Origin of the sequence: Pusillimonas minor, from assembly GCF_014237865.1 — a bacterium.
GTDB classification, from domain to species: Bacteria; Pseudomonadota; Gammaproteobacteria; order Burkholderiales; family Burkholderiaceae_B; genus Neopusillimonas; species Neopusillimonas minor.
Map to the genome: position 1 here is coordinate 74,450 of NZ_JACJUU010000008.1, position 23,972 is coordinate 98,421.

Sequence of the window (23,972 nt, forward strand, 5' to 3'; positions counted from 1 at the left end):
GTTAAACTGCTTGTTGGCGGGCCCCTTCGCATGGTTCGGCGGCAAACCTGGTCAGGTCGGGAACGAAGCAGCCACAGTCGTTCAGAACCAGTGCCGAAGTCAGGCTCGCCTCTTCATTGATACGTACACTTCATGACATATCTGGTACTGGCGCGCAAATGGCGGCCCCGCTCGTTTGACACCCTCGTTGGCCAGGATCATGTGGTCAGGGCCCTGACCCACGCCCTCGAAACCCAGCGTCTGCATCATGCCTGGCTGTTTACCGGCACCCGCGGTGTGGGCAAGACAACGCTGTCCAGGCTGCTGGCCAAATCCCTCAATTGCGAAACCGGCATCACGGCGAATCCGTGCGGCCACTGCCGCGCCTGCGTCGAAATCGATGAAGGCCGGTTTGTCGACTATGTCGAACTCGATGCCGCCTCGAACCGTGGTGTCGACGAAATGACGCAGTTGCTCGAGCAGGCGGTATACGCCCCGGGCGCCGGGCGGTTCAAGGTTTACATGATCGACGAGGTGCACATGCTGACCGGGCATGCGTTCAACGCCATGCTCAAAACCCTCGAAGAGCCGCCTGCCCACGTCAAATTCATTCTGGCAACGACCGATCCGCAAAAAATTCCGGTGACGGTGTTGTCGCGTTGCCTGCAGTTCAATCTCAAGCAAATGACGTCCGACGCCATCGTCGGGCATTTGCAGGGCGTGCTGCAGCACGAAAACATTCCCTTCGACGTTCCCGCATTGCGTCTTATTGCGCAGGCGGCTTCCGGCTCAATGCGCGACGCTTTGTCGCTCACCGACCAGGCCATTGCGTACAGCGCCGGCCAGTTGTCGGCCGACGCGGTGCGCGGCATGCTTGGCACCATCGATCAGCGCTATCTGGTGCGTTTGCTGCAGGGGTTGGTCGCCGGCAGCGGTCAGTCGGTCCTCGAAGTGGCCGACGAGCTGGCAACCCGGGGCTTGTCGTATTCGGGTGCATTGGCCGACTTGTGTATTTTGTTGTCGCGTATCGCTATCGAACAACGCGTACCCGGCGTCGCGCCGGCCGATGATCCGGTTGCCGCCGAGCTGGCCGCGCTGGCCGCCGGCATGCCGCCTGATCTTGTCCAGTTGTTTTACACCGTAGCCGTTCATAGCCGCTCCGAGCTGGCGCTTGCGCCCGACGAATACGCGGGTTTTGTCATGGCCTGCCTGCGCATGCTGTCGCTCGCCCCGGCCAATGCCGGTCAACCTTTGCCGCCGCCGTCCGGGCCATCTACCCGTACAGATAGCCCGGCGGCATCTGCAACACCCCAGTCCGCTCCAGCGCCGGTGGCCACCAGCAGCACAGCGCCAGCACCCGGCATGTCTCCAGTGTCGTCTTCCGGCGACGCAGCACCTGTGCCCGGTATCGCTTTGGTGTCGTCCGGCAACGCAGCGTCTGCATCCGGTGTGCCGCCTGTCGCTGGTAATGCGTCGCCGCCACACGTCGCTCTGCGCGTCGAAGACGCCGCCAGGCGGGGCGATCCATCTGCGATGGCAGTATCACCCACGCCTGAATCTCATCCGGCTCCCGTCCAGGATGCGAAGCCCACTTTAGTTCAAGCCCCCCGGCCAGTGCCTGCACCAGCAGCCGCCTCTGCCAGGCGCGAAACCTCGCCGCCACAGCGGCCTGCGGTGTCAACGCCGGCAAAGCCCGTTGTGTCAACAGGACAGTCTTCTGTATCAACGGGGCAAGCTCAGTTTGCGTCTGCGGCACCAGCCGGGCGCGCGTCTGCAGCCTCTGCCGATGACGGCGTTCCGGCCTGGGAAGATATCCCCGCAGACAACACCGTTGGCCATCTGCCCGACGACGACTTCGAAACCATGGTTGCTGATGGCGCCTACGACGACGCTGCCATCATGGGGCAGGGGTACGATGTCGGGGCTGACGAAAGCTACGACGATCTGGCTTTGTCGCGCGGCCCAGCCGACGAGACCAATCCTATACCCGTCGACGTCCTGGCCGGATTGTCTGCCGACGCGCCGACACGACGCGGTCGTGCGCCCCGGCTGTCCAGCATGGACAGCAAGGCCTGGGTGGCGCTCGTCGCGTCGCTCCCGGCAACCGGGGTTGCCTCCGAACTTGCCCGACAAAGCGAATGGGTCGGTGTCAAAGACAACGAAATTCATTTGCGTGTCGGTATTCGCATGTTTGCCGACAGCGCCGGTCAGGCACGCTTGTGTACACTGCTGTCCGAACACTTCGGCACGGTCGTCCGGCTCAAGGTCGAGTATGGCCAAACCGGCGACGATACCGCGCATGCCGTCGAGCAGGCCGAGCTTGCCGCCCGTCAGCGCGATGCCGAAGCAGCAGTCGATGTCGACCCGCTGGTTCAAGCCTTGGTTACCGACTTCGGCGCCCGGGTGATCCCGGGTTCCATTCGCCCTTTACCGCAAAGCAAAGCGGCCTGATTGCATGCGTTGTTTTGCAGTACCCACCAATTCATTCAATTTCTATCTCAGGAAGTTCACGCCATGATGAAAGGTCAGATTGCCGGCTTGATGCGCCAGGCGCAGCAAATGCAAGAAAACATGAAGAAGGCGCAAGAAGCGCTGGCAGATATCGTTGTTGAGGGCGCATCGGGCGGTGGCCTGGTCAAGGTCACCATGACTTGCCGTCACGATGTCAAACGCGTTCAAATCGACCCCAGCCTGCTGGCCGACGACAAAGATATGCTCGAAGATCTGGTGGCCGCCGCCTTCAACGACGCCTTGCGCAAAGCCGAAGCCACTTCACAAGAAAAGATGGCATCGGTCACCGCCGGTATGCCTTTGCCCCCCGGCATGAAGCTGCCGTTCTAGTCACAAAGGTCGTTTACCCCTGATGGACGCCCAGCTGCCCGAGCCCGAGCCCCTTAAAGCCCTGGTCGACGCCTTGCGCCGGCTGCCGGGGGTGGGAGTGCGCTCGGCACGGCGCATGGCTTACCATTTGCTGCAAAATGACCAGGTCGGCGCCCAGCGGTTGTCGCAGGCGCTTGCGTCGGCCCTGCAGCAACTGCGGCATTGTCAGCGCTGCAACAACTTTACCGAAGACGACCTGTGCGCCACTTGCGCCAACCCCCGGCGCGACCCGTCTTTGCTGTGCGTGGTCGAGAACCCCGCCGACCAAAATACGCTTGAATCGACCCACGGTTACCGGGGGTTGTATTACGTGCTGATGGGGCGGTTGTCTCCGCTAGAAGGCGTTGGCCCGGTCGAGCTCGAGTTTGAACGCCTGTTAAAGCGGGCCTGCGACGGTGAGGTCAAAGAAGTTATCTTAGCCACCAACTTTACGCCCGAGGGCGAAACCACAGCCCATTACCTCACCGAGCTGCTGCGCGCCCGTGGGTTGACGGTATCGCGTTTGGCCCGCGGCGTGCCGGCGGGCAGCGAGCTTGAATACGTTGATGCCGGTACGCTGGCATGGGCCCTGATCGAGCGCCGTAACGCTTAGGCCAGAAAGTCGTGCCCGCCTGTAAGTTGGGAGACACGATCGGGCTTGGGGCGCTATGCGGTACGCCCCTGCCAACATCCGCTAGCGCCTAGGCGGCCCGAGCCGCGTTCAGCAGAGCATCGAGCTTGATGGCGTCGGCGACAAACAACCTGATGCCTTCGGCCAGTTTTTCGGTGGCCATGGCGTTTTCGTTAAGCTGCGTGCGGAACGACACTTCGTCGCACGTCAGGGCAGGCACAGCCTGTTTGGCCGCTGCGGCACTATCCAATACTGTATCCAGCGGGTCGGTGCTGGCCGCAAGCTGGCTTAATAGTTCGGGGCTGATCGTGAGCAGGTCGCAGCCGGCCAGCGCCCTGATTTGCCCGATGTTGCGGAAGCTTGCCCCCATGATTTCGGTGGCAATGCCGTAATGCTTGAAGTAATTGAAAATAGCCGTGACCGACTGAACGCCGGGGTCGTTGATGCCGCTGCTTGCGGCCTCGTCCCACTGGGGGCCGGCCGCTTTTTTGTACCAGTCGTATATTCGGCCTACAAAAGGCGAAATAAGCTGTACCTTGGCGTTGGCGCAGGCTACGGCCTGCGGCAACGAAAAAAGCAGGGTCAGGTTGCAGGCAATACCTTCGGCCTGCAGTACCCGTGCAGCTTGGATACCTTCCCAGGTCGATGCAATTTTGATCAGAATGCGTTCGCGCGGTATGCCGGCCTGCGCGTACAAATTGATAATGTACCGTGCGCGGACAATGGTGGTCTGCGTGTCGAACGACAGGCGGGCGTCGACTTCGGTGGAAACACGGCCGGGCACGATTGCAAGAATTTCGCGGCCAAACGCCACCAGCAGCCGATCGGTCAGTTCGGGCAGTGCTGCGTGGGGGAAGTCGTGTACGGTGCGGTCGAGCAACGGCCGGTAGGTGTCTTTTTGCACCGCTTTGAGGATGAGCGACGGGTTGGTGGTGGCATCGGTGGGTTGATGCGCTCGCATGGTTTCGAAATCGCCGGTATCGGCAACGACCGTGGTGTACTGACGCAGTAATTCAAGTTGGCTGGGCATGGGTGACAACAATTGGCTTGGCTTCGAAAAGAGGTTGGGCAGACACCACGCACGCGGCGCGACGGCGCAAACTAATATCGTTTGATTTTAGCGGCAACTGAAAGGCCTTGCTTCTTCAAGGTATAATTCCAAGGTTTACTTATCGACTTTATAACCGGGGTTCACTGTGCTGCCGTCTCTACTTCCCGAGGGGATTACATCGTCCTCTCCTGCGATCTTGGCTTTGGCGGACGGTACCATCTTCAAGGGTGTCTCTATCGGCGCCGATGGACATACCGTCGCCGAGGTTGTTTTCAATACGTCAATGACCGGGTACCAGGAAATTCTTACCGACCCGAGCTATAGCGGCCAAATTGTTACCTTAACCTACCCGCACATCGGCAATACCGGGGTCAACCCCGAAGATGTCGAGTCCGACCGTGTGCATGCGGCTGGCCTGGTTGTGCGCGATTGTTCGCTGCGTGTTTCCAACTTCCGTGCCACGCAGTCATTGCCCGAATACCTGCGTGCTCAGGGTATCGTGGCTATTTCGGGTGTCGACACCCGCAAGCTCACCCGCATTCTGCGCGAGAGCGGGGCACAAGGCGCGTGCATTTACGTGGGTACCGACCACCACGAAGCCGTTCGTCTGGCAAAAAGCTTTGCCGGCATGGCCGGGCAAGATCTGGCCAAGGTTGTTTCGACCAAAACCCAACACGAATGGACACAAGGTACGTGGCAATTGGGCCAGGGCTTTGCGCAACCCCAGGGCGACCAGTACCATGTTGTGGCCTACGATTTCGGCGTTAAGTCAAATATTTTGCGTTTGCTGGCCGACCGCAATTGCCGCGTAACGGTTGTGCCGGCGCAAACGCCGGTAGAACAGGTGCTTGCCCTTAACCCCGACGGCATCTTTTTGTCGAACGGCCCTGGCGACCCAGAGCCTTGCGATTACGCCATCCATACCGCGCAAGTCGCTATCCAGAAAAAAATCCCGCTGTTTGGTATTTGCCTTGGGCATCAAATCATGGGTCTGGCCGTTGGCGCCCAAACGCTCAAAATGAAAACCGGTCACCATGGCGGTAACCATCCGGTACAAGACCTCGATTCCGGTCGCGTTTTCATCACCAGCCAAAACCACGGCTTTGCCGTCGAGGCATCCAGCTTGCCGGCCAACGCGCGCGCCACCCACGTCTCGTTGTTCGACGGTACTTTGCAGGGCTTCGAGCTCACCGATGCGCCGGCATTCTGCTTCCAGGGTCACCCCGAAGCCAGCCCCGGCCCACACGACATCGTGGTGCTCTTCGATAAATTCATCAGCCTTATGGCCGGTCAAAAGTAAATCAGCATTATGCCCAAGCGTACAGACATAAAAAGCATTCTTATCATCGGTGCCGGCCCCATCATCATTGGCCAGGCCTGCGAATTCGACTACTCCGGCGCACAGGCCTGCAAGTCGCTTAAAGCCGAAGGCTATCGCACGATTCTGGTCAACAGCAACCCGGCCACCATCATGACCGACCCGGAAACGGCCGATGTCACCTACATCGAGCCCATTACCTGGCAGGCCGTCGAAAAAATCATCGAAGTCGAAAAGCCCGACGCCTTGCTGCCCACCATGGGCGGCCAAACCGCGCTTAACTGCGCACTCGACCTTGAACGCCATGGCGTTCTGGCCAAGCACGGTGTCGAAATGATCGGCGCCAATGCGCACGCCATCGACAAAGCCGAAGATCGCCAGAAGTTCAAAGAAGCCATGACCAAAATCGGCCTCGAGTCGGCCAAGTCGGGTGTGGCGCACTCAATGGACGAGGCCTGGGAAGTGCAGCGTCGTATTGCCGAAGATACCGGCACATCAGGCTTCCCCACGGTTATCCGACCCAGCTTTACCATGGGCGGTTCGGGCGGTGGTATTGCCTACAACCCCGAAGAATTCGAAGCTATTTGTCGTCGCGGCCTCGAGGCCTCGCCAACCAACGAACTGCTTATCGAAGAGTCGTTGCTGGGCTGGAAAGAATACGAAATGGAAGTGGTGCGCGACCGCGCCGACAACTGCATTATCGTGTGCTCGATCGAAAACCTCGACCCCATGGGTGTGCACACCGGCGACTCTATTACCGTTGCACCGGCCCAAACCCTGACCGACAAAGAATATCAAATCATGCGCGACGCCTCGATTGCGGTGTTGCGTGAAATCGGGGTCGACACCGGCGGTTCTAACGTGCAGTTCGCGCTCAACCCCGATAACGGTCGCATGATCGTCATCGAAATGAATCCGCGTGTTTCGCGTTCGTCGGCGCTGGCTTCCAAGGCAACGGGCTTCCCCATTGCCAAAGTGGCCGCGCGTCTGGCCGTCGGCTACACGCTTGACGAACTGCGCAACGAAATCACCGGCGGGGCAACACCTGCCTCGTTCGAGCCCTCCATCGACTACGTCGTCACCAAAGTCCCCCGTTTTGCCTTCGAAAAATTCCCCCAGGCCGATTCGCGTTTAACGACGCAAATGAAGTCGGTGGGCGAGGTTATGGCTATTGGCCGTACCTTTCAAGAGTCTTTCCAGAAGGCCTTGCGCGGCCTCGAAGTGGGCGTTGACGGGCTGAACCAGAAAACCACCGATCGCGAAAAGCTGCAAATCGAACTGGGTGAGCCCGGCCCCGAGCGTATCTGGTACGTGGGCGACGCTTTTGCCCAGGGTTTCAGCCTCGAAGAGGTGCACAACCTTACCAAGATCGACCTCTGGTTCTTGTCGCAAATCAAAGAAATCGTCGACATCGAACTGGCGCTTGAGCAAAAAACGCTGGCCGACCTCGATCACGACACCATGCGCGAGCTTAAGCGTCGTGGCTTTTCCGACCGTCGCCTGGCCTTTTTGCTCGACACCTCCGAAGCCGAAGTGCGCAAAGTGCGTCATCAGTTGGGGGTTCGCCCGGTTTACAAGCGTGTCGATACCTGCGCGGCCGAATTCGAAACCAAAACAGCCTATATGTACTCGACCTACGAGGAAGAGTGCGAGTCCGAGCCAACCGACCGCAAGAAAATTATTGTGCTGGGTGGTGGCCCCAACCGTATCGGGCAGGGCATCGAATTCGACTATTGCTGCGTGCATGCCGCGCTGGCCTTGCGTGACGATGGTTACGAAACCATCATGGTCAACTGCAACCCCGAAACGGTTTCCACCGATTACGACACGTCAGATCGCCTCTACTTCGAGCCGCTGACGCTCGAAGACGTACTCGAGATCGTTCACAAAGAAAACCCGGTCGGCATGATCGTGCAGTATGGCGGGCAAACCCCCCTCAAGCTGGCGCGTGCACTCGAGGCCAACGGTGTACCCATTATTGGCACCAGCCCCGAATCCATCGACATCGCCGAAGACCGCGAACGCTTCCAGAAGCTGTTGACCAAGCTGGGTCTGCGTCAGCCGCCCAACCGTACGGCACGTACCGAGGGCGAAGCCCTTGCCCTGGCCGCCGAAATTGGTTACCCCCTGGTGGTTCGCCCCAGCTACGTGCTGGGCGGTCGTGCCATGGAAATCGTTCACGAGCAGCAAGACCTCGAGCGCTATATGCGCGAGGCTGTCAAAGTCAGCAACGACTCTCCGGTATTGCTCGATCACTTCCTGAACAACGCCACCGAGGTCGATGTCGATTGCATCTGCGACGGCGAGCGTGTGTTTATTGGCGGCGTGATGGAGCATATCGAGCAGGCCGGCGTTCACTCCGGCGACTCGGCGTGCAGCTTGCCGCCTTATTCGTTGTCGGCCGACGCCATTGCCGAAATCAAACGCCAAACCAGCCTGATGGCGCGTGCGCTTAATGTCAAAGGCCTCATGAACGTGCAATTCGCCATTCAAGACGGCGATGTCTACGTGCTCGAGGTTAACCCTCGCGCATCGCGTACCGTACCTTATGTGTCCAAGGCTACCGGTCTGCAGCTGGCCAAAATTGCGGCGCGTGCCATGGCCGGTAACTCCCTGGTCAACCAGGGCGTTACCGAAGAGGTCGTGCCCAAGTACTTCTCGGTCAAAGAAGCCGTGTTCCCCTTCGTCAAGTTTCCGGGCGTCGACACCATTCTTGGTCCCGAAATGAAGTCAACCGGCGAGGTCATGGGCGTAGGCGAAAGCTTCGGCGAGGCCTTCGTGAAGTCGCAAATGGCCGCTGGCGTAACGTTACCCGAATCGGGCACCGCATTCATCAGCGTCAAGGCACAAGACAAGCCCAAGGCTGTCGAAGTGGCTCGTGGCCTGGTGGCGCTGGGCTTCAAGATTGTGGCTACCCGTGGTACGGCAGCCGCCATTGCCGATGCCGGTATCCCCGTACAGGTGGTCAACAAGGTCACCGAGGGTCGTCCGCATATCGTCGACATGGTTAAAAACCAGGAAATCGCGCTGGTTATCAATACGGTCGAAGAGCGGCGTAACGCCATTGTCGATTCGCGTCATATTCGTACCGTTGCGCTGGCGTCCCGAGTAACCTTCTTCACGACTATCGCCGGTGCGCGCGCCGCTGTCGAAGGCCTGCAATACATGCGTCAGGGCGAGGGCCTGAAGGTCTATAGCCTGCAAAGCATGCATGCATAAGCCGGGTTAAACCAGCACATGCAACGTGTGTTTATCACCGGGGCGAGCAGCGGCATCGGCGCCGCGCTCGCCCGTTTTTATGCCGCCCGCGGGTGTCAGCTGGGTCTGGTCGGCCGTCGCGCCGATGCCCTCGAAGCCTTGGCCGACTCACTTCCCGGGACGCATAAAATCTATGTGCTCGACGTGACCGATCGCAGTGCGTTGCATCAGGCCGCAAACGACTTTTTGTCTCTGGGGTCTGTTGATGTCGTCATTGCCTCGGCCGGGATCAGCGTGGGCACGCTGACCGAGGCGGCTGAAGATTTCGATGTCTTCCTGCGTGTCATGACCACCAACGTGGCGGGTACGGTATCGACTTTCGAGCCCTTTGTGGCGGCCATGAAGGCGCAAGGGCGGGGCACCCTGGTAGGGGTGGCCAGTGTGGCTGCTGTGCGCGGGCTGCCCGGTGCGGGGGCCTACAGTGCTTCTAAAGCTGCAGTGCGTAATTACTGCGAAAGCCTTCGTGTCGAGCTTTACAGTACGGGTGTGAAGGTGGTCACTTTGGCGCCGGGCTTTATTCGTACGCCCATGACCGCACAAAACCCCTACAAAATGCCATTTTTAATGCCGGTCGACGAATTCGCACGGCGCGCCATACGCGCCATCGATAACGGGGTGTCGTATATTGTGATCCCCTGGCAAATGGGGTGGGTGGCACGCCTGTTGCGATGGGTACCCAACAGCCTTTACGACAGCGTAGCTTCGCGGCGCGAGCGCAAACCCCGCCAGACATCCCGGCCTTAAGTTTTAAGCGGTGCCTTCAATTATTCCGTCTACATAAAACCACCGGCCGTTTTTTTTAATGAAACGGCTGGTTTCGGTCAGACGGTGCGCCCGTCCTGCTTCGCGGTACCTTGCCGTAAACCGTACTTCGGCATGTGTGTCGTCAATGTCGCGAAATGCGTGAACCTTCAGGCCCAGCCAGCGTGTGCCGTGCGGAGCATCCGGTGCGTCAAGCGCCAGTTGAGCCGGCCGCGTATCGGCGTGCCAGGTTGCCGTCACATAATCGGTGCGTGCCAGTGTATAGGCCGTATAGCGTGAGCGCATGAGGTGCTCGGCGCTGGGGGCAATATGCCCGGCGTCGATGTATTGCCCGCAGCATTGAGGGTACGGCGCGCCTGCCGGCAGGCCGCCGCAGGGGCAAACTGCAGCCGCATTATTTTTCTTCATGTCTTGTTCCAGCAATTATTTGTTGCGAACGGGTCGAGCCTGCCCGTAAACTTTCGCCTTTGTGAGAAGCACCATTTCATAACTACTTCAAGAAGGCATTTCAATGTCAAACTCATATTTTCCGCGGTGGCGACAGGTTAACCCCGACGCCTCGGGCGGGGTCGTACAGCCCGACGAACGTCTGTCATGGCCTCAAAACGTCGCCATGGGCGCCCAGCACGTGGTGGCTATGTTCGGTTCTACCATTCTTGCGCCGTTGCTTATGGGTTTCGACCCTAACGTGGCTATTTTAATGTCCGGCATCGGCACGCTTATTTTCTTCTTGTTTGTGGGTGGGCGTGTGCCCAGCTATCTGGGCTCTAGCTTTGCGTTTATTGGGGGTGTCATTGCCGTTACCGGCTATGCCGGCGGCGGTGCCAACGCCAACATCGGTGTAGCGCTGGGCGCCATTATTGTCTGCGGCCTGGTGTATACCTTAATCGGTTTGGTGGTGTGGTGGCTCAATGCCCGTTCGGCCAATGGCTCCGACTGGATCGATGCCTGGATGCCGCCGGTGGTTACCGGCTCTATCGTGGCGGTTATTGGTCTTAACCTGGCGCCTATTGCCGCTAAAGGCGCTATGGGCGGGTCAACCTTCGAAGCCATCATGGCGTTGATCACGGTGTTGTGTGTGGGCGGCGTAGCCGTTTACACGCGCGGTGTCACCCAACGGCTGCTGATTCTGGTGGGGCTTATCCTGGCCTGCGTTATTTATGCCATTTTGGCCAATGGCTTCGGTTTGGGTAAACCCATGGACTTCGGCGGAATCGCCGCTGCAGCCTGGTTTGGCTTGCCGACGTTTTCCAGTCCGGTCTTCGACGTCGGCGCCATGAGCGTGATTGTGCCTGTGGCCATTATTCTGGTCGCCGAAAACCTCGGCCACATCAAGGCGGTCAGCGCCATGACCGGCCAGAACCTCGACAAATACCTGGGCCGTGCGTTTGTCGGCGATGGTGTGGCCACCATGGTGTCGGGTTCGGTGGGCGGTACCGGCGTTACAACCTATGCCGAAAACATCGGGGTCATGACTGTCACCCGCATTTATTCCTCGCTGGTGTTTGTCGTGGCCGCAGTGATTGCCATTTTCCTGGGTTTCTCGCCCAAGTTTGGCGCACTCATCCAGCTTATTCCCGGGCCTGTCCTGGGGGGCATGTCAATTGTTGTGTTTGGTTTAATAGCCATTGCGGGCGCCCGTATCTGGGTCGTCAATCAGGTCGACTTCAGCGACAACCGTAACCTTATTGTCGCCGCCGTCACCCTGGTACTGGGCGCGGGTAATTTCTCGCTCGAGCTCGGCGCCTTCCGTCTCGACGGCATCGGCACCGCCACGTTTGGTGCAATTATTCTTTACGCGTTGCTAAGGCAGTCAAAACGCAGCTAACTGCCGGTATTTTTTGGTTTTTTGGCAATTTTTACCCAAGGGCTTGCTTTTTGGGCCAACTTTGCCGACAATAGGTTCAGATCCCCGGTTGTCACCGACCGGGGATTTCCTTTGTACCTTGCAGTACTAACGTTTTACCAATCGGGCGCTCCTTTGGGGCGTCTTTTTTACTTTTTATTCAGGAAGCATTATGTCTGCGATCCCGTTGACGGTAAGTGGCGTTGAGCGCTTGCAAAAAGAACTACATCGGCTGAAAACAGTCGAACGCCCCGAGGTCATTAACGCTATTGCCGAGGCGCGTGCTCAGGGCGATTTGTCTGAAAATGCCGAATACGACGCGGCGCGTGAGCGTCAGGCGTTTGTAGAAGGGCGTATTAAAGAGCTTGAAGGCACGCTGTCGAATGCCCAGGTCATTGACCCGGCTGCACTCGATGCTGAAGGCAAAGCGGTGTTTGGCGCCACCGTAGAAATTGAAGAGTTGGAATCGGGCAAACGTGTGGCCTACCAAATTGTGGGCGACATCGAAGCCGACATCCGTGAAAACCGTATTTCAGTATCCAGCCCTGTTGCCCGTGCCTTAATCGGCAAAAGCGAAGGCGATGTCGTTGAGGTACAGGCGCCCGCCGGTGTGCGCGAATACGAAATTCTTTCTGTCAGCTACGTCTGATTTTTGCGCCGGCTGGCTGGCGCACCTAATGTAAAGCCCGAGCGAGTTTTGCCGGGCTTTTATTTTTGCCTTGCCGCAATAGGCGCCTGCAGCGTGGGTCGCACGCCAGGCGCCACGACGGCAAGGGCTTTAACGGATTTTAGGCCGTGCCACGGCAGAGCGGCGGGCGCCGGCCTTGAGTGACAACGCGCTGCCGCCACGACGAGGGATGCCGTGCGAAGCGCCGGCTGCGGGTTTGGCAGCCGTTTTACGTGCACCCGATGCCACGGTGCCGGGGGTTGACGCGCGACGTACCTTGGGCGCAGCATTTTCGAGGCGTTCGGTTTTACGCGCCGAGCGTTCGGCAATGCCGGCCTTGCGGGTTTTAGTCACGCCGGCAGCAGCCAGTTTTTTGGGCGTGTGCGGCTCGGTGGGTTTGCGTACGGCGCGCGTGGCATTAACGCTTTCTTCTTCGGCCCGACGTTGTTTTGCGTCGGGGCGGAACAAAATAAGCGTTTTGCCCAGGTGGTGTACCGGGGCGCACGACAGCTGCTCGCACAATGACTCGAGCGAAGCTTCACGTTCGTCGCGCTCTTGCCCGGCCATTTTTACCTTGATGAGCTGGTGCGCGGTAAGATTACGGTCGATCTCTTGAATAACCGATTCCGTCAGGCCACGGTCGCCGACGAGGACGACAGGGCGTAAAGGGTGGGCGCGTGCGCGCAGGGCGCTGCGTTCTTGCGAAGTAATGTCTAATTTGGGCATATTTGAATTGTACGGGAATGGCCAAGAAAAAATTCTCAAAAGAGTGGGTTCAGCAACACATAAATGACCCCTATGTGAAAATGGCGCAACAAAAAGGCTATCGGGCCCGCGCTGCGTTCAAACTTATCGAAATTCTCGACACCGAGAAGCTCATGCGCAAGGGCGATATCGTGGTCGACCTGGGTGCGGCCCCGGGCAGTTGGTCGCAAGTGGCCCGCGAACGCCTGGTGGCTGCCGGCGGCGTCATTGACGGGCGGGTCATTGCGCTTGACCTGCTTCCCATGGAGCCCATCGCCGGTGTAGAGTTCTTGCAGGGTGATTTTCGCGAAGACACCGTTTTGCATCAACTTGAAACCATGCTTGAAGGCAAACAGGTCGATCTTGTAATTTCAGACATGGCCCCCAACTTGTCAGGTGTGGGGGCTGCAGATTCAGCTCGTATTCAGCATGTTTGCGATTTAGCGTTAGAATTTGCTGTAAATCATCTTAAGCCCGATGGCGCGCTTATTGTTAAAGCGTTTCATGGCAGTGGTTTTTCGCAAATCGTCGAGTCGTTCAAAAGGCATTTTGTCCGGGTTGTCGAGCGCAAGCCCAAGGCATCGCGGGGCAAGTCGTCTGAAACTTTTCTGGTCGGCCAGCGTCTCAAGTCTTGAGCCACACTTTATTATTTAACGGGTTAGAATGGCCTGTTAACCGTATTATCGGGGCCGCCTTATATGTTCCCCGCAAGCCGCAGTTTCTAGGAGGTTGGCTTTGAACAACTCGTTTTCCAAAGTAGCGATCTGGATGGTGATTGCGCTGGTGTTGTTTACTGTTTTCAAACAGTTCGACGGCCGGCCTGCTACCAGCGATTCCGTGACCTACACCCAGTTCATGGATGAAGCGCGCGCGGGGCGCATTTCCAAGGTCGACATCCAGGGCGACACCATTTTTGTTACGCCCGACTCCGGCCGGCCCTATAGCCTGACCTCTCCCGGCGACCTCTGGATGGTCCCCGAGCTGGTCAAGGCCGGGGTGCAGGTATCCGGCAAAGCCCGCGAAGAACCTTCCTTCCTTACCAGCGTATTCATCTCCTGGTTCCCCATGCTGTTGCTCATCGGGGTCTGGGTCTTCTTCATGCGTCAAATGCAAGGCGGCGGCAAAGGCGGTGCGTTCAGTTTTGGCAAGTCGCGCGCCCGCATGCTCGACGAAAACACCAACAACATTACGTTTGCCGACGTTGCCGGTTGCGACGAGGCCAAAGAAGACGTCAAAGAACTGGTCGACTTCCTGCGCGACCCCACCAAGTTCCAGCGCCTGGGTGGCCGTATTCCCCGTGGTGTGTTGCTGGTGGGCAACCCCGGTACAGGTAAAACCTTGTTGGCCAAAGCCATTGCCGGCGAAGCCAAGGTACCGTTTTTCAGCATCTCCGGTTCCGACTTCGTCGAAATGTTCGTTGGGGTGGGTGCAGCCCGTGTTCGCGACATGTTCGAGAACGCCAAAAAGCAGGCGCCTTGCATTATCTTCATCGACGAAATCGACGCAGTCGGTCGTCAGCGTGGTGCGGGCCTGGGCGGCGGTAACGACGAGCGCGAACAAACCCTTAACCAGTTGCTGGTTGAAATGGACGGCTTCGAAACCGGCCAGGGCGTGATTGTTATTGCTGCCACCAACCGTCCCGACGTTCTCGACCCTGCCTTGCTGCGCCCCGGTCGCTTCGACCGCCAGGTTGTGGTGGGCTTGCCCGACATCCGTGGTCGCGAGCAAATTCTGAAAGTGCACATGCGTAAAGTGCCGCTGGCGTCCAACGTCGATGCCATGGTGCTGGCGCGTGGTACCCCGGGGTTTTCGGGTGCCGACCTGGCCAATCTGGTCAACGAAGCCGCCTTGTTCGCAGCGCGCCGTAGTGGCCGCACCGTCGACATGCAAGACTTCGAAAAGGCCAAAGACAAAATCATCATGGGTGCCGAGCGCCGTGGTTTGGTCATGCCCGAAGAAGAGCGTCGTAATACGGCCTACCACGAGTCTGGTCACGCACTGGTGGCGCGTTGTCTGCCCAAAACCGATCCTGTCCATAAGGTCACCATCATTCCGCGTGGCCGTGCCCTGGGCGTGACCATGCAGTTGCCCGAAAGCGATCGCTACAGTATGGATAAAGAGCGTTTGCTCAATATGATCGCGGTTCTGTTTGGCGGTCGTATCGCTGAAGAGGTCTTCATGAACCAAATGACGACCGGCGCATCCAACGACTTCGAGCGTGCTACGGCCATTGCCCGCGACATCGTTACCCGTTACGGCATGACCGATACCCTCGGGCCCATGGTGTATGCCGAGAACGAAGGCGAGGTCTTCCTGGGCCGCAGCGTGACCAAAACCACACACATGTCCGAGTCCACCATGCAAAAGGTCGACCAGGAAATCCGTGCCATCATCGACCAGCAGTACACGGTTGCCCGCAACCTCATCGAAAGCAACCGCGACAAAATGGAAGCGATGGCCAAGGCGCTGCTCGAGTGGGAAACCATCGACGCTGACCAGATCAACGACATCATGGAAGGTCGTCCTCCCCGTCCGCCCAAAGACCTCGACGACCTGTCGTCTTCGGGTGGTGCATCAAGCGGTGGCACACCCTCCGAAGGCGTGTCGTCGTCCGACGGAAAAGACAAGGGCGTTGCCGATACCGCTGCAACGCCGGTGTAATTTACCGTATCGCAGCGTGTTCTTTTCATGACGCAACGTCTCCAATGCGGGCGCTTCGAACTGACGTTCGAGCGCCCGCTTGTCATGGGTATCCTTAACGTTACCCCCGACTCTTTTTCCGATGGCGCCTTGCACTTTGCCACCGACGATGCCATCAGGCATGCGCGTCAGTTGGTTGCCGAAGGCGCCGACCTCATCGACATCGGGGCCGAGTCTACCCGGCCAGGCGCGCAGCCTGTTCAAGCCGACGAAGAAATTTCGCGCCTTTTGCCCGTCATCGAAGCCTTGCGGCCGATGGGTGTGCCGCTTTCAGTCGACACTTTCAAGCCCGACGTCATGCGCCGGGTTATCGATGCGGGCGCCGACATGATCAACGACATTTTTGGCTTTCGACAGCCGGGCGCCATTCAGGCGGTTGCCGGGTCGCGCTGTGGGTTATGTGTGATGCATATGCAGGGCGAACCTCGCACCATGCAGCAATCGCCCAGTTATATCGACGTTGTTGCCGAAGTACGTGCATTTTTGCAAACGCGTGTGCAGGCGCTGCACGACGGGGGGGTTGCCGCCTCTCGTATTTTGCTCGATCCGGGTTTTGGTTTTGGTAAAACACCCGCCCAAAATTATCAGTTGCTTCGGCAACTGCACGATTTACAATTCGACGATTATCCCTGGTTGGTGGCGTTGTCCCGCAAGTCCATGATTGGTCATGTGACCGGTCGTCCGGCGCCAGAGCGTCTGGGGGGCAGTGTGGCAGGCGCTTTGGCCGGGGTAATGCGGGGTGCGGCCATGGTACGTGTTCACGACGTTGCGCCCACCCTCGATGCCATCAAGGTCTGGCAAACAATAGAAAATGGAATAACAGAATGAGTCAGCGCAAGTATTTTGGCACCGACGGTATACGCGGCGTGGTTGGCGGCGCCACCATCAACCCCGAGTTTGCCTTGCGATTAGGTTATGCAGCGGGTCAGGTGCTGGCCAGGCATCATACCCAAGGGCGCGGTCGGCCTACGGTGGTTATTGGCAAAGACACGCGTATTTCCGGCTATATGCTCGAGTCGGCACTAGAGGCCGGGTTGTCGGGGGCCGGTGTCGATGTCTTGCTGGCCGGGCCGGTGCCTACGCCGGCCGTGGCTTACCTCACGCGGGCGCTGCGCCTGACGGCGGGCATCGTCATCAGTGCGTCGCATAACCCTTATCAAGACAACGGCATCAAATTCTTTTCGGCTCAGGGCATGAAGCTGCCCGACGACATCGAGTCTGAAATCGAGGCGGCCATCGATGCGCCGCTTGGGTGTGTGTCATCCGAGGCCCTGGGCCGTGCCCGCCGTATCGACGATGCTGCAGGGCGCTATATCGAATTTTGCAAAAGCACATTCCCCAACGAACTCGACCTTTCCGGGATGAAAATCGTGGTCGATGCGGCGCATGGTGCGGCCTATCACATCGCGCCGCATGTGTTCCGCGAACTGGGCGCCGAGGTCATTGCCATTGGTTGTCAGCCCGACGGCTTCAATATCAACGAGGGCGTTGGTGCATTGCACCCCGAAAACCTGGCGCAAACCGTTCGCGAGCATGGCGCCGATCTGGGCATTGCCCTTGACGGCGATGCCGACCGATTGCAAATGGTCGACAGCGAAGGCCGTGTGTACAACGGCGACGAGCTGCTTTACGTGATTGTGGCAGGCCGTAGCAAGGCCCAGGCCGTCGAGGGCGTCGTTGGTACGCTAATGACCAATTTTGGTTTCGAAAAGCGCATGGCCGATATGGGTATTGGCTTTGCGCGCGCCAATGTGGGCGATCGCTACGTGCTCGAGCTCATGAAGCAGAAGGGCTGGCTTTACGGTGGCGAGAGCTCCGGGCATTTGTTGTGTCTCGATTGCCACACGACAGGCGATGGCATTATTGCCGCTTTGCAAGTGCTGACGGCATTGCGCCGTTCGGGCCATACACTTCCACAACTGGTCGCCGACCTGAAAATGTACCCCCAGAAAATGGTGAATGTGGCGCTAACGCCCGGTTTGCAATGGCAAACGCACCAGGGTTTGCAGCAGGCACGCGAGGCCGTCGAGGCGCGTTTGGGCAACCGCGGGCGTGTGCTGATCAGGGCATCGGGCACCGAGCCCAAATTACGCTTAATGGTTGAGGCCGAAGAAGCTGACCTGGCCGAGCAATGTGTGCGAGAATTGGTTGCAGTTAATTTAACAAAGCAGTAACGTAAATGGCGAATACTTGAAACATTACGCGGTCATAATCGCTGCATGTTTGTGGAGTAATGTCTATGCTAGAGCTTGTGCGTGTTAATGCAAACGTCGATACCACTGCTGTCTGGTCAGCTTCTCCGGCCGAGAGTCTTGTCATGGGTTTGGCGCGTACCAACGAAGAACTCGAGGCCATTCAGCGCCTGAGGTTCAACGTGTTCACCGAAGAAATGAACGCGGTGTTCCCCGATGCCGTCGATGGCCTTGACGCCGATCGCTACGACCCATGGTGTGAACATGTCATGGTCAAAGAGGCCAACACCGGGCGCGTAGTGGGCACTTACCGGTTCCTGGCGCCCGCCAATGTTGTCAAGGCCGGCGGCTATTACTCCGAATCCGAATTCGATATCAGTTCGTTGCAGGGGTTGCGTTCGAACATGGCTGAAGTGGGTCGTTCTTGTATTCATGCCGATTACCGCAACGGCTCGGTCATTATGCTGCTCTGGTCGGGTATTGCCACCTTGGTCAAACAACACGGTCTTCGTTATGTGCTGGGTTGCGCCAGTGTCAGCCTGCGCGACGATGGCGTGACCGCCGCCGAGGTCTGGCGTTCGGCCAAAAAAGCACTCGATGCCGCGCCCGACATGCCGCGCGTCATTCCCCGGCACCGTTATCCGGTCGAGCGTCTTAACAGCGAACTTCCCGCCCGCGTGCCGCCGCTAATCAAGGGGTATTTGAAACTGGGTGCCACTATTTGTGGCGAACCGGCCTGGGACCCTGACTTCAATACGGCCGACTTCCCGGTGCTGCTCGACATGACCCATATGGACGATCGCTACCGCAAGCATTTTGGGCTGGCCTAGTCGTTAGCTGCTGATTGCCGGCACATTTATTGATAATGCAAAACGCCTGTCGGTAACCCGGCAGGCGTTTTTGCATTGGGCATCGCTTTTGTGCAGCGTTTGCTTTCGCGTGGCGCTTACTCCAGAACGACGTTAAAGCCTGTTTTTACCCATTCGGTGACTTCGTTTTCAAGCGAGTAGGCCGTGAGTGAATGATTGGCCATCCAGACTTTGTTGGTAATGATGCGCAAGCTGTTGTCGTCGAGCTCGATACGCAAAGGCAGGCGTTGCAGGCTTTCGCGCCGGCGCATGAGCAACACCGCAAGGCGCAGGCAGAGCAGTGCTGCCCATTGGTTACGCGACGGCTTGCGCGATTTGAGCTTGCCCAGTTTGCCCAGGTGCCCAAGCACCAGCCACGATAATGCCGCTTGTTCGTCGTTTGAAAACCCGGGCATATCGGCGTGCTCGAGGATATACGCACTGTGCCTGTGGTAGTGGTCGGCCGTAATCGAAAACCCGATTTCATGAAGTTCGGCCGCCCAGCCCAGCGATTTTTGCAGATCTTCTTTTTGCTGCGGGTCGACAGCGAGGGGTTCGAACAGCTTGAGCGCCGCCTGGCGAACGCGCGATGCCTGCGCGGTGTCGACGTGGTAACGGCGCATGAATTGCTTCGAGGTTTCGTCGCGCTTGTCGTGCGCCGACTCACGGCCGAGCAGGTCGTAAAGCACGCCCACGCGCAAGGCCCCTTCGCCAGACCACATGCTTTCGATTTTAAGTTCGTGGAAGGCAGCCAGCATGATGGCCAGCCCCCCCGCAAGGACGTTGGCTCGGGATGCCTTCAAGCCGGGTAACTGGTCGACCAGCACCTTGCCGTCTGAGACAAGCTTGGCACGCAGCTTTTCGAGCCCCTCGAGGGTAATGCCCTGGCGCGACATGTTGGCGTCGGTCAGGACCGCGAACAATGCTTTGGCGGTGCCCGAAGAGCCGTAGGCTTCTTGCCAGCCGGCCTTGCGAAACTTGCGTGATATGGTTTCGAGCTCGCGCCGGGCGGCAAGCTGCGCGCGATCCATGCGGTCGGCGGTAATTTTGCCGTCGGGGAAAAAGCGCTGCGTGTAGCTGACGCACCCCATCAGCAGCGACGACAGCTGCATGGGTTCGAACCCGCACCCGATAATGAACTCGGTGGAGCCGCCACCAATGTCGATGACCAGGCGGCGGTTCTGGGAGGGCGGAAGTTCGTTGGCGACACCGGAAAAAATAAGCCGGGCCTCTTCCTGGCCGGCAATGACTTCGATGGGAAAGCCCAGCGCCTCTTCGGCCAGGGGCAACAACACATTGACGTTTTTGGCGACCCGGAAGGTGCTGGTGGCGACGGCACGCACGCGGTCGGGGTGAAACCCTTTCAGGCGCTCGCCATAGCGGCGCAGCACAGTGATGGCCCGCGCAATCGAGGCATCGTCGAGAATGTCGTCGGGCCCCAGGCCGGCAGCCAGCTGTACCGATTCTTTCAGCCTGTCGACGGCGTAAATATGGGCGATGTCGTCTTGCTGGACGACGCGGCCGATAGAGAGCCGGAAGCTGTTGGAGCCGAGATCGACGGCGGCAAGTAGGTGGTCCATTCGTGGTTATCCGTTTTTCAGCCCTTGATTATAAATTCTGTTTGGGCTTGCGTCGGCGATGGGTGCAAAGGTTTATTGTGCGTTGGCCTTGTCATTGGTCAAGGCAGCAAGGGGTTACGGCTTGAATGTCCTGTGGGGGGTTGTCATAATCCTGTCAAGAAACTGACGTATAAGTCTGGCAGCCCCTTTGTAACCTGGATTCCGTATGCCTTCGATAGTTCCGTTAAATGGTGATCAGCCCACGCTGCTGAATCGTGAGTTGTCTTTGCTGAAGTTCAACGAGCGTGTTCTGGCGATGGCCGACAACGCTACCACGCCATTAATCGAACGTTTGCGTTATCTCTGCATTGTCAGCTCGAATCTGGACGAGTTTTTCGAAATCCGGATTTCCAGCCTTAAAGAGCAGATGGCCCGCAATGCCAATGTGGTGGGCCCCGACGGCTACAAGCCGACGGAAGCCTTCGAGCGTATTCAGGTTGCCGCCCGGGGGCTGATAGAGCGCCAGTACCACCTGCTGACCACCGAAATCTTGCCGGCTTTGGCCAAAGAGGGCATTACGCTGTCCGACCCGCATCACTGGACAGACGAGCAACGGATGTGGGCGCACAATGTCTTTATGCGTGATGTCATGCCTTTGCTTACGCCCATTGGCCTCGATCCTGCGCATCCTTTTCCGCGAGTATTCAACAAAAGTCTTAACTTCATTGTGTCGCTGTCTGGCGAAGACGCGTTTCGCCGCCAGGGGCAAATTGCCATTGTGCAGGCGCCTCGCGCCTTGCCGCGCGTCATGCGCGTTCCGCCCGAAATTTCCGGGGTGCAGCATGGGTTCATCTTGCTCTCGACGCTTATTTCCGAGTTTGTCGGCGAACTGTTCCCGGGGCTTGAGGTCGGCGGCTGCTACCAATGGCGTGTTACGCGCAACAGCGACTTGTTCGTTGACGAAGAAGAAATTACCAACCTGCGCCTGGCATTGCAGGGCGAATTGTCGCAGCGCAACTTTGGTGCGGCGGTGCGCCTGGAAGTTGACCATGTCATGCCGCAAAAGCTCATCAACTTTCTGCAGCAAGAGTTTTCGCTCGAGCCGCACGATACTTACCGGGTAAATGGCCCGGTGAACTTGTCGCGCCTGATGCAGGTGTGCAGTGCAGTCGACCGGCCCGATCTGCAGTTTTCAGAGTTTCGCCCGAAAGTGCCCGAGCCCTTTGCGCATTTGCATAACGACCCGGCCGGTATTTTCGATGCCATCAGTGCCAAAGACCACTTGCTGCATCACCCTTATCAGTCTTTTCAGCCGGTGCTTGACTTTTTAATTGCCGCGGCGCGCGATCCCGATGTCGTGGCGATCAAGCAAACCATTTACCGCACGGGCGAAGACTCCGAACTGATGGCAGTGCTGCTTGCCGCCGCCAAAGCCGGTAAAGAGGTTACCGTGGTGGTCGAACTCATGGCGCGTTTCGACGAGCAAACCAATATCAACTGGGCCGCTCGCCTGGAGGAGGTGGGTGCGCATGTCAGTTACGGGGTGGTCGGGCACAAAACGCACGCCAAAATGGCGCTGGTGCTGCGACGTGAAAAGGGGCATATCAAGCGCTATGGCCACCTGGGCACGGGTAACTATCATGTGCGTACCTCGCGCCTTTACACCGACTTTGGCTTGTTAACGGCCAACCAACGCATGTGCGAAGACATGGACAGGGTGTTTTCGTTGCTGACCGGGCTGGGTGCGCGCCGCCCGCTCAAGTTGCTGCTGCAGTCGCCCTTTACATTGCACGACACGGTGGTCGAATTTATTCGTCAAGAGGCCGAAAATGCCCGAGCCGGTAAAAAGGCCCGGGTCATGGCAAAAATGAACTCGTTGCTCGAACCCCGGGTGATTGACGAACTGTACAAGGCCAGCCAGGCCGGGGTAAAGGTTGACCTGGTCATACGCGGTGCCTGCGCGTTGCGTGCCGGTGTGCCCGGGTTGTCTGAAAACATCCGGCTTCGGTCAATTGTCGGGCGCTATCTCGAGCATTCTCGTGTATTTTATTTTCATGCCAATGGCGAGGAAAAAGTCTATTTGTCGTCCGCCGACTGGATGGACCGCAACTTTTTCCGCCGTGTTGAAGTGGGGTTTCCCATTCTGGACAAGGCCCTTAAAAAACGTGTCATTACCGAGGCCTTCACCTGGGCGCTGCGCGACAACGTGCTGGCGTGGCGCGCCCAGCCCGATGGGTCGTACCTGCGTGTCAAGTCGCGCGCCGCCCGCGTAAACATGCAAGAAAAGCTCATGGCATTGCTTGGGCGTTAAAAAAATGGTCGCTGTCACGAACATGTCATATTGGGCTCGTACGATATCGACTGTGCAAGTTGTTGCATGTGTCAATTCTTAAACAGTCCAAGAGGATCACTCGATGTTTAAACGCGTTCTATTGCAAGTTTCCGTTGGTATCGCCTTTGGCGCCGCCTCGCTGGCCGCCCATGCTGCCGATATCACAGGCGCTGGTGCTTCGTTCCCGTACCCCATTTACGCCAAGTGGGCTGCCAAGTACCAAGAGGTAACCGGCAATCGTGTTAACTACCAGTCCATTGGTTCGGGTGGTGGTCAGCAGCAAATTATTGCCAAGACCGTCGACTTCGGCGCCTCCGACGACCCAATGAAGGCCGACCTGCTCGAAAAGCACGGTTTGTTCCAGTTCCCCGCCATTATTGGTGGCACGGTGCCCGTCATCAACGTCGACGGCGTCAAGCCCGGCGAACTGAAGCTGACCCCCCAGGTGCTGGCCGACATCTTCCTGGCTAAAATCACCAAGTGGGACGACGAAGCCATCAAGAAAATCAACCCCGACGTTAAATTGCCTTCGGCGTCTATCGTTGTGGTACACCGCTCCGATGGTTCGGGTACAACATTTGGCTGGACAAACTACCTGTCCAAAGTATCTGCCGAATGGAAAGAAAAAGTTGGCGAAGGTAAAGCCGTTAAATGGCCTACCGGCCAGGGTGGCAAGGGTAACGAAGGTGTTGCCGCTTATGTTCGCCAGCTGAAGAACTCGATTGGCTATGTCGAGTACGCTTACGCCAAGCAAAACAACCTGGCCTGGGCCGCGCTGCAAAACAAAGACGGCAAATTCGTACAACCTTCGCAAGAAGCATTTGCTGCTGCAGCCGCTAACGCCGACTGGAAGAGTGCACCTGGCATGGGTGTTGTCCTGACCGACGAGCCCGGTGCCGAATCGTGGCCCGTGACTTCGGCGTCGTTCATCCTGGTTCACAAAAGCCAGGACAAACCTGAAAACGCCAAAGAAGTCCTGACGTTCTTCAACTGGGCCTTCGAAAACGGCGCAGGTATGGCTGCAGAGCTCGACTATGTGCCTATGCCCAAAGCAGTTACCGATCAGATCACTGCCGCCTGGAAGACAGACATCAAGGCAGCAGATGGCTCGGCGATCTGGAAGTAACTTTGGGTGTAACGCGTTGATCGTGTGACCCAAACCTGACGGACGGTGTCGCAGCATATGCGACACCGTCTTTATTGTGTGTAAATACTGGTCGTTTGGC

Annotated in this window: 19 protein-coding genes and 1 other RNA gene; 16 read left to right on the top strand and 4 right to left on the bottom strand. The window is 58.2% G+C overall.

Annotated features, from left to right (window positions below; all coding sequences use genetic code 11):
• Positions 1-15: 15 nt before the first annotated feature.
• From ffs to recR, 4 genes are all read left to right on the top strand, one after another.
• An RNA gene (gene ffs, locus GTU67_RS10835) (signal recognition particle sRNA small type) lies at positions 16-113 on the top strand.
• Between the two features lie 19 nt (positions 114-132).
• Entirely contained in the window at positions 133-2,430 is a 2,298-nt protein-coding gene (locus GTU67_RS10840; protein ID WP_185780083.1) for a DNA polymerase III subunit gamma/tau, read from the top strand.
• A gap of 63 nt (positions 2,431-2,493) precedes the next feature.
• On the top strand, positions 2,494-2,820 hold the full coding sequence (locus GTU67_RS10845; RefSeq protein WP_185780084.1) for a YbaB/EbfC family nucleoid-associated protein: 327 nt from the start codon (positions 2,494-2,496) through the stop codon (positions 2,818-2,820).
• A 22-nt stretch (positions 2,821-2,842) separates the two neighbouring features.
• Positions 2,843-3,451, top strand: coding sequence for a recombination mediator RecR (gene recR, locus GTU67_RS10850; RefSeq protein WP_185780085.1), 609 nt, complete (start codon positions 2,843-2,845; stop codon positions 3,449-3,451).
• Between the two features lie 88 nt (positions 3,452-3,539).
• Here recR and tal read toward each other — a convergent pair whose 3' ends face one another.
• A complete protein-coding gene (tal, locus tag GTU67_RS10855; RefSeq protein WP_185780086.1) occupies positions 3,540-4,499 on the bottom strand; it encodes a transaldolase in 960 nt (319 codons plus the stop codon).
• 166 nt (positions 4,500-4,665) lie between these two features.
• Between tal and carA the strand changes: the two genes are divergently transcribed.
• Genes carA through GTU67_RS10870 form a run of 3 tightly spaced genes read left to right on the top strand, consistent with a single transcriptional unit; the run spans position 4,666 to position 9,840 of the window.
• Positions 4,666-5,820 (top strand): glutamine-hydrolyzing carbamoyl-phosphate synthase small subunit, encoded by a 1,155-nt coding sequence (gene carA, locus GTU67_RS10860; RefSeq protein WP_430459011.1) that lies wholly within the window; start codon positions 4,666-4,668, stop codon positions 5,818-5,820.
• A 9-nt stretch (positions 5,821-5,829) separates the two neighbouring features.
• Entirely contained in the window at positions 5,830-9,057 is a 3,228-nt protein-coding gene (gene carB, locus GTU67_RS10865) for a carbamoyl-phosphate synthase large subunit (protein ID WP_185780087.1), read from the top strand.
• Positions 9,058-9,075: 18 nt separating this feature from the next.
• On the top strand, positions 9,076-9,840 hold the full coding sequence (locus tag GTU67_RS10870; protein ID WP_185780088.1) for an SDR family oxidoreductase: 765 nt from the start codon (positions 9,076-9,078) through the stop codon (positions 9,838-9,840).
• A 3-nt stretch (positions 9,841-9,843) separates the two neighbouring features.
• On the opposite strand, the gene GTU67_RS10875 is transcribed toward GTU67_RS10870, so the two are convergent.
• On the bottom strand, positions 9,844-10,266 hold the full coding sequence (locus tag GTU67_RS10875; protein ID WP_185780089.1) for a YchJ family protein: 423 nt from the start codon (positions 10,264-10,266) through the stop codon (positions 9,844-9,846).
• Between the two features lie 103 nt (positions 10,267-10,369).
• Here GTU67_RS10875 and GTU67_RS10880 point away from each other — a divergent pair, with 103 nt between their 5' ends.
• Positions 10,370-11,686: a solute carrier family 23 protein gene (locus tag GTU67_RS10880; RefSeq protein WP_185780090.1), complete on the top strand. Its 1,317-nt coding sequence runs from the start codon at positions 10,370-10,372 to the stop codon at positions 11,684-11,686.
• 190 nt (positions 11,687-11,876) lie between these two features.
• A complete protein-coding gene (greA, locus tag GTU67_RS10885; protein WP_185780091.1) occupies positions 11,877-12,353 on the top strand; it encodes a transcription elongation factor GreA in 477 nt (158 codons plus the stop codon).
• 129 nt (positions 12,354-12,482) lie between these two features.
• Here greA and GTU67_RS10890 read toward each other — a convergent pair whose 3' ends face one another.
• Complete coding sequence (locus tag GTU67_RS10890) at positions 12,483-13,097, bottom strand: YhbY family RNA-binding protein (protein WP_185780092.1); 615 nt, start codon at positions 13,095-13,097, stop codon at positions 12,483-12,485.
• A gap of 17 nt (positions 13,098-13,114) precedes the next feature.
• Here GTU67_RS10890 and GTU67_RS10895 point away from each other — a divergent pair, with 17 nt between their 5' ends.
• From GTU67_RS10895 to GTU67_RS10915, 5 genes are all read left to right on the top strand, one after another.
• Positions 13,115-13,750, top strand: coding sequence for an RlmE family RNA methyltransferase (locus GTU67_RS10895; protein ID WP_185780093.1), 636 nt, complete (start codon positions 13,115-13,117; stop codon positions 13,748-13,750).
• A gap of 100 nt (positions 13,751-13,850) precedes the next feature.
• Positions 13,851-15,776, top strand: coding sequence for an ATP-dependent zinc metalloprotease FtsH (gene ftsH / locus GTU67_RS10900; RefSeq protein ID WP_185780094.1), 1,926 nt, complete (start codon positions 13,851-13,853; stop codon positions 15,774-15,776).
• A gap of 27 nt (positions 15,777-15,803) precedes the next feature.
• Positions 15,804-16,643 (top strand): dihydropteroate synthase, encoded by an 840-nt coding sequence (gene folP, locus GTU67_RS10905; RefSeq protein ID WP_185780095.1) that lies wholly within the window; start codon positions 15,804-15,806, stop codon positions 16,641-16,643.
• Entirely contained in the window at positions 16,640-17,989 is a 1,350-nt protein-coding gene (gene glmM, locus GTU67_RS10910) for a phosphoglucosamine mutase (RefSeq protein WP_185780096.1), read from the top strand. Before folP ends, glmM begins: the two co-directional genes overlap by 4 nt.
• A gap of 65 nt (positions 17,990-18,054) precedes the next feature.
• Positions 18,055-18,837: a GNAT family N-acetyltransferase gene (locus GTU67_RS10915; RefSeq protein WP_185780097.1), complete on the top strand. Its 783-nt coding sequence runs from the start codon at positions 18,055-18,057 to the stop codon at positions 18,835-18,837.
• A 116-nt stretch (positions 18,838-18,953) separates the two neighbouring features.
• Here the strand turns inward: GTU67_RS10915 and GTU67_RS10920 are convergent, their stop codons facing one another.
• Positions 18,954-20,435 carry a Ppx/GppA phosphatase family protein gene (locus tag GTU67_RS10920; RefSeq protein WP_185780098.1) on the bottom strand — a complete coding sequence of 494 codons (1,482 nt, stop codon included), beginning with the start codon at positions 20,433-20,435 and terminating at the stop codon, positions 18,954-18,956.
• A gap of 205 nt (positions 20,436-20,640) precedes the next feature.
• On the opposite strand from GTU67_RS10920, the gene ppk1 reads away from it, so the two are divergent.
• The gene (gene ppk1, locus GTU67_RS10925) at positions 20,641-22,725 is read left to right on the top strand and encodes a polyphosphate kinase 1 (protein ID WP_185780099.1); all 2,085 of its coding nucleotides are present in this window, start codon (positions 20,641-20,643) and stop codon (positions 22,723-22,725) included.
• Positions 22,726-22,828: 103 nt separating this feature from the next.
• Positions 22,829-23,872, top strand: a complete 1,044-nt coding sequence (gene pstS / locus GTU67_RS10930) for a phosphate ABC transporter substrate-binding protein PstS (protein WP_185780100.1) — start codon at positions 22,829-22,831, stop codon at positions 23,870-23,872.
• The last annotated feature ends 100 nt before the right edge of the window (positions 23,873-23,972 follow it).

Bases quoted from the DNA above. Each gene is read 5' to 3' on its own strand.
- GTU67_RS10840 (WP_185780083.1), top strand. From the start codon at position 133: ATGACATATCTGGTACTGGCGCGCAAATGGCGGCCCCGCTCGTTTGAC.
- GTU67_RS10845 (WP_185780084.1), top strand. From the start codon at position 2,494: ATGATGAAAGGTCAGATTGCCGGCTTGATGCGCCAGGCGCAGCAAATG.
- recR (WP_185780085.1), top strand. From the start codon at position 2,843: ATGGACGCCCAGCTGCCCGAGCCCGAGCCCCTTAAAGCCCTGGTCGAC.
- tal (WP_185780086.1), bottom strand. From the start codon at position 4,499: ATGCCCAGCCAACTTGAATTACTGCGTCAGTACACCACGGTCGTTGCC.
- carB (WP_185780087.1), top strand. From the start codon at position 5,830: ATGCCCAAGCGTACAGACATAAAAAGCATTCTTATCATCGGTGCCGGC.
- GTU67_RS10870 (WP_185780088.1), top strand. From the start codon at position 9,076: ATGCAACGTGTGTTTATCACCGGGGCGAGCAGCGGCATCGGCGCCGCG.
- GTU67_RS10875 (WP_185780089.1), bottom strand. From the start codon at position 10,266: ATGAAGAAAAATAATGCGGCTGCAGTTTGCCCCTGCGGCGGCCTGCCG.
- GTU67_RS10880 (WP_185780090.1), top strand. From the start codon at position 10,370: ATGTCAAACTCATATTTTCCGCGGTGGCGACAGGTTAACCCCGACGCC.
- greA (WP_185780091.1), top strand. From the start codon at position 11,877: ATGTCTGCGATCCCGTTGACGGTAAGTGGCGTTGAGCGCTTGCAAAAA.
- GTU67_RS10890 (WP_185780092.1), bottom strand. From the start codon at position 13,097: ATGCCCAAATTAGACATTACTTCGCAAGAACGCAGCGCCCTGCGCGCA.
- GTU67_RS10895 (WP_185780093.1), top strand. From the start codon at position 13,115: ATGGCCAAGAAAAAATTCTCAAAAGAGTGGGTTCAGCAACACATAAAT.
- folP (WP_185780095.1), top strand. From the start codon at position 15,804: ATGACGCAACGTCTCCAATGCGGGCGCTTCGAACTGACGTTCGAGCGC.
- glmM (WP_185780096.1), top strand. From the start codon at position 16,640: ATGAGTCAGCGCAAGTATTTTGGCACCGACGGTATACGCGGCGTGGTT.
- GTU67_RS10915 (WP_185780097.1), top strand. From the start codon at position 18,055: ATGCTAGAGCTTGTGCGTGTTAATGCAAACGTCGATACCACTGCTGTC.
- GTU67_RS10920 (WP_185780098.1), bottom strand. From the start codon at position 20,435: ATGGACCACCTACTTGCCGCCGTCGATCTCGGCTCCAACAGCTTCCGG.
- ppk1 (WP_185780099.1), top strand. From the start codon at position 20,641: ATGCCTTCGATAGTTCCGTTAAATGGTGATCAGCCCACGCTGCTGAAT.
- pstS (WP_185780100.1), top strand. From the start codon at position 22,829: ATGTTTAAACGCGTTCTATTGCAAGTTTCCGTTGGTATCGCCTTTGGC.